9 protein-coding genes and 1 pseudogene are annotated in these 12,877 nt (G+C 36.7%); 5 read left to right on the top strand and 5 right to left on the bottom strand.

All coding sequences use genetic code 11. The features are described from left to right. The 5 genes and pseudogenes from C0512_RS10130 to C0512_RS10110 all read left to right on the top strand — a co-directional run. Positions 1-811, top strand: an 811-nt coding sequence (locus tag C0512_RS10130) for a hypothetical protein (RefSeq protein WP_290861175.1), incomplete at its 5' end; no start/stop codon positions are given. 69 nt (positions 812-880) lie between these two features. Then, positions 881-1,546: pseudogene (locus tag C0512_RS10125) on the top strand (site-specific DNA-methyltransferase); the annotation flags it as partial. A 191-nt stretch (positions 1,547-1,737) separates the two neighbouring features. Then, on the top strand, positions 1,738-2,199 hold the full coding sequence (gene tnpA, locus C0512_RS10120) for an IS200/IS605 family transposase (protein ID WP_290861173.1): 462 nt from the start codon (positions 1,738-1,740) through the stop codon (positions 2,197-2,199). A 425-nt stretch (positions 2,200-2,624) separates the two neighbouring features. Continuing rightward, a complete protein-coding gene (locus C0512_RS10115) occupies positions 2,625-3,326 on the top strand; it encodes a VIT family protein (RefSeq protein WP_290861171.1) in 702 nt (233 codons plus the stop codon). Positions 3,327-3,454: 128 nt separating this feature from the next. Beyond that, positions 3,455-6,985, top strand: a complete 3,531-nt coding sequence (locus tag C0512_RS10110) for a T9SS type A sorting domain-containing protein (protein ID WP_290861170.1) — start codon at positions 3,455-3,457, stop codon at positions 6,983-6,985. 130 nt (positions 6,986-7,115) lie between these two features. Here C0512_RS10110 and C0512_RS10105 read toward each other — a convergent pair whose 3' ends face one another. From C0512_RS10105 to C0512_RS10085, 5 genes are all read right to left on the bottom strand, one after another. Next, the gene (locus tag C0512_RS10105; protein WP_290861169.1) at positions 7,116-8,573 is read right to left on the bottom strand and encodes a sigma 54-interacting transcriptional regulator; all 1,458 of its coding nucleotides are present in this window, start codon (positions 8,571-8,573) and stop codon (positions 7,116-7,118) included. Between the two features lie 34 nt (positions 8,574-8,607). Further along, a complete protein-coding gene (locus tag C0512_RS10100; RefSeq protein ID WP_290861167.1) occupies positions 8,608-9,726 on the bottom strand; it encodes a VWA domain-containing protein in 1,119 nt (372 codons plus the stop codon). Positions 9,727-9,994: 268 nt separating this feature from the next. Further along, complete coding sequence (locus tag C0512_RS10095) at positions 9,995-10,597, bottom strand: LysE family translocator (protein ID WP_290861165.1); 603 nt, start codon at positions 10,595-10,597, stop codon at positions 9,995-9,997. A 20-nt stretch (positions 10,598-10,617) separates the two neighbouring features. Further along, complete coding sequence (locus C0512_RS10090; RefSeq protein WP_290861162.1) at positions 10,618-11,637, bottom strand: quinone-dependent dihydroorotate dehydrogenase; 1,020 nt, start codon at positions 11,635-11,637, stop codon at positions 10,618-10,620. Between the two features lie 37 nt (positions 11,638-11,674). Further along, entirely contained in the window at positions 11,675-12,799 is a 1,125-nt protein-coding gene (locus C0512_RS10085) for a cysteine desulfurase family protein (RefSeq protein ID WP_290861160.1), read from the bottom strand. Positions 12,800-12,877 lie beyond the last annotated feature (78 nt).

Below are 12,877 nucleotides of genomic sequence, written 5' to 3'. Positions count from 1 at the left end.
AGTGAACCAAGATGTGAAAGATTTATTATTAAATGTAATTATTTTAGTGACAGAGCAAAATAAAAAAAGTACAGAACTTGAAGTTTTCAATGATATTAATTCTACAGCAAAAAGAATAAGTACTGATCTTTCTATTCTTGCAAGATATAGATATAAAATAAAAGAGGAGAGCCTCAAAATAGAAGAAGTACCTACATTTATATCTATAAACACTGCATATGAATTAAAACAATTAGAAAATGATACTATTTGGTCTTTCGGTATAAAATTTGACATTCACTCCGATGTTACATTAGGTATTGTTGGTGTTTCTTCATTTGCTGAATCAATAAATCAAATCGTTGTTCAATTATTAGAAAAGAAGTTTGATTTTGACAAAAACAGAAAATTAAAAGGGAAGGATCTTATTGATTATTGTAATTATGTTTCAAAAGAAATCGCAATAGAAGTAAATGAAATTTGGTTTAATATAATCTATAAAAAATGGAAATTATGCTTTGAAAAGAGGATGGTAAAAGATGAATCAGGAGAAATAAAAAATGTTTACTATTCTGATAATTTTTATATTCAAAAAACAATTGGAGTAAAAGTACTAAATGTTTTATATTCCGAAATATTAAAAAGTCTCGATAAAGATAAAATAAACAATGCAAAAACTATGTATGATGAACTTATTTCAAGTAGCAAATTTACTGCTAATTTTTGGAAAAAAGGTGGAGTACTTTCTGGGTTAAGTTCTGAAAGTGGTTTTTCAAAAGCAAGAAATATGATTAAAGAAAAAGGTATTGATAATCAGTCTGAACTTTTTTAAAATATAAGTTGGTTTTCCAATCTGTAGACACCATGAAATTAAAAGAAAACTTAATGTAATAAGTTTATAAAATCTCTCAAACTCGTTAGAGAAAAATTAAAAGATAATGGAACGATTTGGATTAGTGGCACGTATCATAATATCTTTTCCATTGGTCAGTTGTTGCAGGAATTGGATTTTAAAATTCTGAACGTGATTACATGGGAGAAGAATAATCCACCGCCTAATTTTTCCTGTCGGTTTTTTACACACTCTGCGGAGTTGATTATTTGGGCACGAAAAAAAGAGAAGGTTCCACACTATTATAATTATGAGTTAATGAAGCAACTCAATGGCGACAAACAAATGAAAGATGTTTGGAAGTTGCCCGCTATTGCGAAATGGGAAAAGTCGTGTGGCAAACATCCGACGCAAAAACCGTTGTCGGTGTTGACACGGATAATATTAGCCTCTACGAAACCGAATGCTTGGATATTGGATCCGTTTGCCGGAAGTTCTACGACCGGAATTGCAGCGAATCTTGCTAACCGTCGTTATTTGGGTATTGATATGGAAACGTCGTTTTTAGAAATCAGTAAAAATAGAAAGTTAGAGATTGAAAATACTGCCGTTGCTGAAACTTACCGAAGTAAGATAAGCGGATTTGAAACGAAAAAGCAATTGGAGTTGTATTTGGTGGAAGAACCGAAAAAAGAATATGGAATCGAACTTGACCTGAATTTATTAAAAAAATAAGATTAGAACTCTGGAATATCAGTCAAACTTGAAAACGAATGGATATTTGATGCCGAATTTAATGTGGCTGAGTTTATTTGTTATGAAATTGCGTAAAAAATCCCGTAGGGATATAATGTATGTAACAACGGGTTTCAACCCGTTGAAAATGTAGCGAAAACCAATCAAAAATCCCGTAGGGATGATATACTATGGCAAACACCTATACACAACTCTATATTCAATTTGTATTTGCGGTAAAATATCGAGAAGCAATGCTCCTTTCCTCTTTTAAAACAGAATTGCATCAATACATTGGCGGTATCATTAATCATAATAAGCATAAACTCTTAGCCATTAACGGAATGCCTGACCATCTTCATATTTTGATTAGCATGAAACCAACACAATCTATGTCTGAATTAATGCAAGACATCAAAGGAAGTTCATCCAAATGGATAAATGAAAAGAAGTTTTTAAACGTTAAATTTGAATGGCAAGAGGGATATAGTGCTTTTTCTTATTCGAAATCGCATGTTGATGCGGTTATTAAATATATAACTAATCAAGAACAGCATCATAAGACAAAAACATTTCAAGAGGAATATTTGGATTTTTTGAATGCATTTGAAATAGACTTTGATGAGCGTTATGTTTTTAAAGAGCCTATTTAATATATCATCCCTGTAAAAATTCTTTTTCTAAAACTGTCACAACTGTTATTCTCTTTTTAGCACTAATCAGTTTTGGTTTGGTTGCTCGTACAGGGTATTTAGGTGGACAAATAAGACATACTGAAATTACATCGGGAACAGCACAAAGTATGGGAGAGCAAGGTGGTGAACTAGAAGGAGATGATGATTAAAAAACAGTTCAGTTTGAGATAAAAGACAACTAGTTTAAAAAAGCGATTCTAACGGATCGCTTTTTTGAAGTATTATCAGATACAATTTAACAAAGCAATTACAACTCTTATTATATTTGCTACTAACTTTACTACAATAGTGACAAATAGTACAATTTAATACATCTTTAAATAGAAAGTTAACTAATAAAAGAATACCTGTAATTCATACAAAAATTTAAAACAGCGAATAAAATGATAACAATTGATAACTATTTAGACAGTCATTACATACACAGAAGTAATTGGTTGAGAGCAGCCGTTTTAGGTGCTAACGATGGAATAATTTCAATTTCAAGTTTAGCAATTGGGGTAGCCGCGGCAAGTTCAACCAGAGAACCCATCGTTTTAGCAACAGTTGCCGGTTTGGTTGCAGGAGCTTTATCAATGGCTGCCGGTGAATATGTTTCCGTCAGCTCACAGACCGATACAGAAAAAGCAGATATTGAAAGAGAAACCCAAGAGCTCAAGGAAATGCCGGATGAAGAACTACAGATACTAGCTCAAATCTATGAAAAGAGAGGCTTAAAAAAAGAAACGGCACTACAAGTAGCTATTGAATTGACAGAAAAAGATGCTTTAGGAGCACACATAAGAGATGAATTGGGTATAAACGAGATTAGTCAGGCAAACCCAATTCAAGCAGCAATGGCCTCAGGTGCAGCCTTTACGGTTGGTGGCGTTTTACCTCTTTTGGTAATACTTTTCACACCATTAAAAGGCATGGAATATTGGCTATATGGATTTACAATAATTTTTCTACTTATTTTAGGAACAATTGCGGCAAAAACAGGAGGATCAAGTGTCAAAAAAGCCATTTTTCGGATTACTATTTGGGGAACACTTGCTATGGGATTGACCGCAGCTGTAGGCTATATTTTCGGTGTCAAATTATAATAAGAGACTTAATAATTTAAACGAAACTTTTATATTCTAGCTGATAATTTTAAATTAACGGTGTGGAGTGCTAGGCTTAAATTCTTATTTTTGTGAAAAAATTATTTAAATCACTCACTTCCATACACATGAAAAAAATAGTACTTTCCTTTTTCATCTTCTTACCTGCCTTTGTTTTTGCACAAATAGGTTTTGAGCAACATGTGGTTATTGATAATACGTTTGGAACACCCTATCCTCATCGCGTGGCAGTAGGAGATATTGATGGTGACACCTATCCCGATGTGCTTGTGGGCGGTTCAGGGAAACTAGCCTGGCATAAAAACACGAATGGTTTAGGTACGTTCAGCACGGCTAAAACAGTGGCTCCGGGCCTTTCTTCTTTCAACTCGGTTGCAATTGCAGACATGGATAACGACACGTATCCTGACGTGGTGTACAGTATTTGGAGTAGTAATTTAGCGAAAGTATACTGGCAAAAAAACATTGATGGACTCGGTACTTTTGGTGCTGCTGTTCAAATTAACACCAATAACAATTACCTCATGAAATTGGAAGTAATTGACTTTGACAATGATGGCGACAACGATGTTGTACTTAATTCTTTTGACAATGTAATCGTCTTGAAAAATGATGGTGCCGGTATTTTTACGACATCTAACCTGTTGGGAGCCAATAACAGTTTTCATATTGTGGATGTTACCGGAGATGGCCTCGCGGATGTAATTAGAGTTGCGGGTTACGACTTGGTTGCCTTCAAACAAAATGCGGACGGAACCCTTACGCTGTTAGATAACATGGACAGCTTTGCCCAAACCACCCGTATTTTCAGTGCAGATATTGACAGCGACGGCGATACCGACATTCTAACGATATTTGAAAACGGCGGTTCGCAAAGACGCATCAAATGGTATCAAAACACAAACGGTTTAGGTACGTTTGCCGCCAACCAAGTGTTAGTCTCCCTACCCAATTTAGCGGTGACTTCCTCCAACGACACGAAAGAATTGCAGTTTTCTGATTTTGATGGTGATGGTAAACTAGATATTATGTTGTCAGAATCCTCAACGAACAAACTTTGTTGGTATAAAAACCTAACCGGTACTACTTTTGGGACTGAACAAATTATTACAACCGAAGCCTTGAATGTTAGAGAGGCCGTTGCTGTTGATGTAAACAGTGACGGTGATGACGATATCGTTTCCGTTTCGTATGATGATGGAGATGTGGCTTGGTACAAAAACACGAATGGTTTAGGGACTTTCAGTGCTGCCAACATGGTCTCTTATTATGCATTTTTTGTGAATCATATTGATGTGGGCGATTTAAATAACGATGGAACTCCGGATATACTTTCGACTTCGCATGGTGATAAAAAAGTAGCATGGTATAAAAACGTGGATGGTTTAGGTGCTTTTTCGCAACCGCAAACATTGATTTCTAAATCCATCAACGGCACCCGAAACGGTTATGCTAAAGACATGGATGGTGATGGTGATTTAGATGCTTTGTATACTTATTATTTGGATGATAACGTAGATGTATTCAATATTCGATGGAAAGAAAATAATGGTGCCGGAGTTTTTACAACGGAACATGTGGTTTATGTGGGTATCCCCGATTTGTATGCTATCACGCCTTGTGATATTGATGCGGATGGTGATACCGATATTGTTGCTGCTTTTAATAACACCAATTTGATGGTTTTGAAAAACAATGGCAATGGAACGTTTGCACCTCAACAATTGTTCAACTTTCCGGTGGGGAGTTTGGGTTATATTGTGGTGGAAGATGTAGATGGCGATGACGATTTAGATGTCATCAGTTCCGGTTCCAACAAATTTGCCTGGTATGAAAACACAAACGGTCAAGGAGATTTGAGTGTGGAACATATCATTCCGTTGACCAATAACAGTTCGCGGGTTTTGAACACAGCTGATTTGGATGGTGATGGTGATAAAGATATTCTATTCATCAATCGAACTCCCAACAAAATTGGTTGGTTTGAAAACACGGATGGTAATGGTACTTTTGGTCCGGAAATCATTCTGGCTACTGTCACAAAACCGTTATCCATTCTAGCTGTTGATTTAGATGGTGATGGCGATAAGGATATTGTTTGTGATGCGGAACAGGGCTTTCGTTTGCAATGGTTTGAAAATAATGGAACCGCCACTTTTAGTGCAGGTTTTGAAATTAGCAGCACGATTGGCCGCGTGACTAGTCTTGTCGCCGAAGATATGGATGCTGATGGTGATTTAGACCTTGTTACTTCTTCTTATGATGATGATAAAGTGGCTTGGTTTGAAAACTTAGGAGCTTTTAGAAATACGTTGCAAGGAACTGTTCGAATTGATACCGATAGTAACGGTTGTAATTCCACCGATATTGTTGTTCCAAACGTTTTGATTACAACCGATAACGGCTCAAACACTTTCTCTACTTTTACCAGTGCTTCCGGACAATATGTATTGTATGCCAATGAAGGTAATTATACGACCAGTGTAACCACACCGTTACCAAATTATCCTCCAAATCCAACCAGTCAACTTTGGTCATTTGAAGGGGTGAATCAAACTCAAATCGTTGATTTTTGTTTAGAACCTTCTACCCTTTTTGAAGATTTAGAAGTAAGTATGGTTCCGTTAAATCTTGCAAGGCCCGGATTTATGTCGAAATACCGTATTCATATTAAGAATAATGGAACAAATCAAATGAATGGTGACTTAACGTTTACGTATGACCCGGTGAAATTTAGTTTTATCACATCAAGTACTGCTACCAGCTCACAAACAGCCAATTCATTAAGTTTTACTTTTGCGAATTTAAATGCTTTTCAAACCAAAATTATTGATTTAGATTTTCAAGTTGCAACCATCCCTACTACTACTATTGGTGAATCTGTTCTTTTTTCTGCTGCTTTAAATGAAAACACGAATGACATAACACCAGAAAATAATACTGTTTTGTTTCATCAACTGATTGTTGGTGCTTATGATCCTAATGATATTCAAGTTGCAGAAGGTCCACAAATAGCTTTTGAAGATGTGGATAAGTATTTACATTACATTATTCGTTTTCAAAATACAGGTAATTTTTATGCACAAAACGTAGTGGTTACCAACGAATTGGATGACAAATTAGATTGGACAACTTTTCAATTAGAAAGTTACAGTCATAACAACCGTGTGGAACTTTTGAATGGAACATCGATTGATTTTATATTTAATGCTATTTATTTACCCAGTGTGAACCAAGACGAAGAAGGTTCACAAGGTTTTATTGCTTATAAAATTAAACCCAAAACAACGGTTGCTCTTGGTGATGTTATTAGTAATACGGCTTCTATTTATTTTGATTTTAATCCCGCCATCATCACCAATACAGTAACAACGACCATCGTAGAAACGGTTTTAGGCAGTCCCTCTTTTGAAGACGAACTAGTAACTGTTTATCCAAATCCTACATCAGGTTGGTTAACCATAAGTTCCAAAGAGAATATTATTAAAATCGAAGTGTATAATCAAGTGGGGCAACGGATACTCCAAAGCGGTGCTACATCCTCATTAGACATTTCTGCGTTGAGCAAGGGAGTCTATTTTATTCGGTTAGTTGATTCGAATGAGCAAGTATTAGTTAAAAAAGTGATTAAACAATAAAAACTTTTTTGTGTTTATTGTTTTAAGGGGGAGTTACAGTAATTGTAACTCCCCCTTATTATTAAACTTGCTGTAGCATTTTTTAATGTTATTCCTTTTTCTTCGGACGTCTTCTGCTGGCAGCTATTACTTATAATTTATTGATATAACTACTGTATAAATCTTTAAACTGATAGCCTACTGCTACACGATCTTTACTTAGTTTATTGTATTCCACCAAACCCCAAAGAATCAATTCTTTCAAGAAATACTTGTCTTGAACAGGAAACTCAGGTTGGTATTTTTGAATGAGGTCTTCCAAGGGTTGGATAGCATCCAATTGTTTTTGGTAAGTATCATCTGTGGCATCGTCTAACAATTCGAAACCTGACTCAGCAAAAAACCATTCCAGTATTTTAGCATATGGACTAGCATCGACATCGCGTTCCAACTTTTCGATTTTAGGAAAATAAGCCGGAAAAAAGGTTCTAATCGCATCGCCAATTAAATGTTGAGCGACAACGGCTGCTCCTTCCTGTTCACCTTCATAGACCAATTCTACTTTTCCGGTAATGGCAGGAATAATTCCCATAAAATCAGATAAACGAACAACTGTGGTGTCACTTCCATTGAGCAAGGCTCTTCGTTCGGCAGTACTGATTAAATTTTCATAAGCTGTAATGCTCATACGGGCACTCACCCCACTTTTAGCGTCGATGAATTCACTTTCGCGTGCCTCAAAACTGATTTGTTCCAATAGATCTTTAGCAATCGAAGGTACGTAAACGGCTTCTGTTTGCACCGTATTCAACTTCGCTTCTTGATGCGTAATGGTTCTTGCAATAGCCAATGTTTCGGGATAATGCGTTAAAATCTGCGAACCAATTCGGTCTTTCAACGGAGTCACAATACTTCCTCGGTTGGTATAATCTTCCGGGTTAGCGGTGAACACAAATTGCATGTCTAATGGCATGCGGACTTTAAATCCGCGGATTTGAATATCGCCTTCCTGCAAAATATTAAACAATGCCACTTGAATGCGAGCTTGTAAATCAGGTAATTCGTTGATGACAAAAATGCAACGATTTGCCCTTGGAATCATCCCGAAATGGATGACACGGTCGTCGGCATACGATAGTTTTAAATTGGCTGCTTTGATGGGATCAACATCTCCAATTAAATCGGCCACGGTTACATCGGGTGTGGCTAATTTTTCAGCAAATCGTTCACTTCTGTGCATCCATTGTATCGGAGTTGCATCGCCTTTTTCAGCAATCAAATCTTTAGCAAAACGCGAAATAGGCTGTAACGGATCATCATTAATTTCCGAACCGGCCACAATAGGAATGTACTCGTCTAACAGTTCTATCATCTTTCGAGCCAATCTTGTTTTTGCTTGTCCCCGTAATCCGAGTAAATTGATATTGTGGCGTGATAAAATGGCTCTTTCTAATTCAGGAATGACAGTGTTTTCAAATCCGTGTACCCCTTCAAAAACAGGTTTACCTGCTTTAATTTTGGCACGTAAATTATCTCGCAACTCGTCTTTGATACTTTTAGAAATGTATCCTGCTTGTTTTAATTCGGCTAATGTTTGTATATTTTTCATGGAATATGTTATCGGTTTTTTTTGTATCTATTTTCTACTTCACTCTTTTCTTACGGTTGCTTTCATAATCTTCAAAAATCATTTCGCCTAATCCTTTTAATCCGGTATAAAAAGCTTTTCCTTGGTTGGCTTCAGTAAAACGATTAACGAATTGCTGCAAATAAGGGTCATTTGCAATCATGAATGTAGTGATTGGAATGTGTAATTTTCGTGCTTGTGCAGCATGGTTATAACATTGCTCCACTATGTATTCGTCGAGTCCATTGCTATTCATGTAATACGTTCCGTCTTTTTCACGAACACAACTTGGTTTTCCGTCAGTTATCATAAAGATTTGCTTGTTGGTGTTGCGTTTTCTGCGAAGCATATCCATTGCTAGTTGTAATCCTGCTACGGTATTAGTATGATAGGGACCGACTTTTAAATACGGTAAATCTTTGATAGCAATGGGCCACGCATCATTTCCGAATACTAAAATATCAATCGTATCTTTGGGATAGCGGGTCGTGATTAACTCTGCCAATGCCATGGCAACTTTTTTGGCGGGTGTGATTCGGTCTTCACCATATAAAATCATGCTGTGACTGATGTCAATCATCAAAACGGTACTCATTTGTGCTTTGAATTGGGCATCTTCTACGACCAAATCGTTTTCAGTTAAGTTAAATTCCGCTATCCCATTATTGATTTGGGCATTGCGTAAACTTTCTGTAAGTGATATATTTTCGAGGCCATCTCCAAAATGATAGGCTCTAAACTCACCGGTTTGTTCATCTCCGTTTCCGGCGTATTTTGTTTTATGGTTGCCGTTTCCTGATTTTTTTAGATTTCCGAAAATTTGGTCTAACGCCTGTTGTCGAATGGCACGTTCCGTTTTGGACGTGATTCCGGTTCCTGAGGTGCCATCTTCTTTGAGTTCTTCGCGGATGTATCCTTTTTTCTTTAAATCTTCAATAAAATCATCGATGGTGTAGTTCTTATCGGTCAATTTATATTCCACATCCAACTGCCGCAACCAGTCAATAGCCTCGTCAAAATCGCCTGATGTATGAGTGATTAACTCTTTGAAAATTTCAAATAGCTTATCAAATAGCGAGACAAAAGGTGCCTCGTACTTCTTGAAGATAAATCCTTTTTTACTGTTCCTTTCCATAGTAGTTAAAATTACTATTTTAATGACAGAACGCTCTACAACGATTATTAATTTTTAGTTAAAGTAAAAGGGTTGAAATATTACATGCTGAATAAAGTAACTCTACAAATTATGTAAGTGTTGCCGAGACTGCATGTAAACTTACAGTAAATCTATAAAATAATTTTAAGTATTTAAATAGCGTATTAAATCGTAATATTTGTTCCTAATATCGTTGGGAAAGCATTGCTAGGATAGCCAGTTTGGATTTTTAAAAAAATGCTTTGCTTTAAATCAAAATCAACACCGCTATGCCAATAAACACGACAATTTGTAACCACTTTAAAAACACGGCAAACTTTTCGTTAGTTCGAATAAAAACGGTTAGTTTATCTGCCACGATGCTGACCATAGAAAAAATCAGGAACGCTTGAAGCATGAACACAAAGCCTAATGTATAAATTTGTCGGGTGACATTACCCAACTTTTCATCAATAAAACCAGGAAAAAAGGCTAGGAAAAACAAGGTAACTTTCGGGTTGAGCACATTCATGATAAAACCTTGTTTCACTAAAGCTAATAAGGATTTTTGTGGCTTTGCTTGGGTATTTAAAGTAATGGAAGCAGGAGCTTTATAGACTTGGTAGGCAATCCAAAGCAAATAACAAGCTCCAAAAACTTTGATTACTGTGTAAATTACTTCCGCTTCTTTGATAACAGCTGAAACACCCAACGCAATTAATGTGGTGTGTACTAAAATTCCGGAGACTAATCCTAATGCAGTGGCAATGCCATACTTTTTCCCGTTGGAGATGCTTTGGGTAAGGACATACAGAATATCCGGTCCAGGAGAAAGAGTTAAAGCTATGGAAGCGAGAAGGAAAGGGAGCATTAAAATTATGAATTGGGAAGTTATAATTCTTTCAAAATTCGGTTGTTGATTTCCTTGATTAATCCCGGACCTTCATAGATAAAGCCCGTGTAGAGCTGGATGAGACTGGCTCCGGCATTTAACTTTTCGATGGCATCATCTGCAGAATGTATTCCCCCCACTCCAATGATTGGGAAGGCTTTGTTGCTTTTTTCACTTAGAAAACGGATAACTTCTGTGGAACGTTTAGTCAGGGGTTTACCACTTAAACCACCTGTTTCCAGTTTGTTTTCAGCTAATAATCCTTCCCGGGATAAGGTTGTGTTGGTAGCTATGACACCGGCAATTTTAGTTTCATTTACGATATCAATGATGTCTAACAGTTGCTCATCGGTTAAATCGGGAGCGATTTTGAGCAGGATTGGTTTTTGTTTGGGTTTAGCTTCATTGAGGTTTTGCAAGGTTTGCAATAAATTGGTAAGTGGCTCTTTATCTTGTAAGGCTCTTAAATTAGGTGTGTTAGGCGAACTCACATTCACCACAAAATAATCTATGTGTGGAAACAGGGCTTCAAAACAAATCATATAATCAGAAGCTGCTTCATAGTTAGGTGTATTTTTATTCTTCCCAATATTCCCGCCTATTAAAACGCCTTTGTTCTTTTTCAATCGTTCTACTGCCTCTAAAACACCACCATTGTTAAACCCCATTCGGTTGATAATAGCGGCATCTTCTTTTAATCGAAATAATCTTTTTTTGGGATTGCCTTCTTGTGGCTTGGGCGTTAAAGTTCCTATTTCAATGAATCCAAATCCGAAGTTGTCGAGTTCTTTAAATAATTTAGCGTCTTTATCAAAACCGGCTGCTAAACCAACCGGGTTTTTGAATGTTAAACCAAATACTTCCCGTTCCAATTTTGGGTTTTTCACCTCGTACATTGCTTTCATGAGTGGACCAAAGCCTGGTATTTTATTCAAAAAACGAATGAGCGAAAAGGTAAAATAATGCACTTGTTCCGGATCGAAGCAGAACAAAATCGGTCGAATCAGTAGTTTATACATAATGGTTGTGTTGTCAGGCAAAAATAATCAATATCAATTACATCGTTGCCAAACACGAAACAAAATAATCAATTTCTTCTTTGGTATTTTGATGATTAAAGGATAGGCGAATGTTAGGTTTTTTTAATTCCGCTTCCGAGAGAAATTCTACCAGCACATGAGATGGCTTTATACTTCCGGATTGACAGGCACTTCCGCGGGAAACGGCAATTCCTTTCATATCCAATTCAAACAATAACATGGTTGCTTTCTCCGCTGACAAGGGTAATTGAACATTCAATATGGAATAAAATGTTTCCACTCCTCCATTGAATTTAATCGTTGGAAAATGAGCAGAAAGCTTTTCGATGGCGTATTTTTTAATTTCAAAAATAGAATCGCGTTCAGTTCCTAGCTTTTCATAGGCAAGCTCAAGGGCTTTTGCTATTCCTGCGATTTGATGAATGGCTTCCGTACCGGCACGAAGCCCTTTTTCCTGCTCTCCGCCAACCAATAAGGCTGTTATGGGTGTGTTCTTTTTGATAAAAGCAAATCCCACACCTTTAGGCCCGTGAAATTTATGTCCGCTCGCCACCAAAAAATCTATAGGAAGTTGTTGCAAATCGAATTCTGTTTTTCCCATCGACTGCACGGTATCGGAATGAAAAAAGGCTTTGTGCAATTTACATAACTCACTTACCCGTTCTAAATCTAAGACTACTCCGGTTTCATTGTTTACATGCATTAAGCTCACTAAGGTTAATTTATGATTCTCTAACAAAGTGGCTAATTGTAAATAATCTACTTGGCCGTTAGGTAAAATCGTTAAAAAATCAACTTCGATTCCAAACTCTTTTTGAAGGGCTAATATGGGATACAACACGGCGTGGTGTTCTATTTTAGTGGTAATGATACGCTTTACACCTATGTTTTTTACCGCATTTTGTAAAATCCAATTATTGGCTTCTGTTCCGGAAGAAGTGAAGATTATTTCCTGAGCAGCACAATTTAGTTGTTTTGCTATCCTTTTTCTGGCGGATTCCAAAACGGCTTTTGCTCCCCGACCAAAACTGTGCGAGGAGGAAGGATTACCATATTCGGTTTGCATCACGTGAGCCATTTCCTGAATTACTTCGGGACGAATGGCTGTGGTAGAGGCATTATCGAGGTATATTTTGTTCATTAGTAATATTTCTTTATTACTTTTTTTCCTAACTGTGCAGGAGATTCCTATATCGACTTCGTCATCTTTCGAAATGAC

This window comes from Flavobacterium sp., from assembly GCF_013822155.1.
Lineage (GTDB): Bacteria > Bacteroidota > Bacteroidia > Flavobacteriales > Flavobacteriaceae > Flavobacterium.
This window is presented reverse-complemented; position numbering and strand designations above follow the sequence as displayed.

Bases quoted from the DNA above. Each gene is read 5' to 3' on its own strand.
- C0512_RS10095 (WP_290861165.1), bottom strand. From the start codon at position 10,597: ATGCTCCCTTTCCTTCTCGCTTCCATAGCTTTAACTCTTTCTCCTGGA.
- C0512_RS10110 (WP_290861170.1), top strand. From the start codon at position 3,455: ATGAAAAAAATAGTACTTTCCTTTTTCATCTTCTTACCTGCCTTTGTT.
- C0512_RS10090 (WP_290861162.1), bottom strand. From the start codon at position 11,637: ATGTATAAACTACTGATTCGACCGATTTTGTTCTGCTTCGATCCGGAA.
- C0512_RS10100 (WP_290861167.1), bottom strand. From the start codon at position 9,726: ATGGAAAGGAACAGTAAAAAAGGATTTATCTTCAAGAAGTACGAGGCA.
- C0512_RS10115 (WP_290861171.1), top strand. From the start codon at position 2,625: ATGATAACAATTGATAACTATTTAGACAGTCATTACATACACAGAAGT.
- C0512_RS10085 (WP_290861160.1), bottom strand. From the start codon at position 12,799: ATGAACAAAATATACCTCGATAATGCCTCTACCACAGCCATTCGTCCC.
- tnpA (WP_290861173.1), top strand. From the start codon at position 1,738: ATGGCAAACACCTATACACAACTCTATATTCAATTTGTATTTGCGGTA.
- C0512_RS10105 (WP_290861169.1), bottom strand. From the start codon at position 8,573: ATGAAAAATATACAAACATTAGCCGAATTAAAACAAGCAGGATACATT.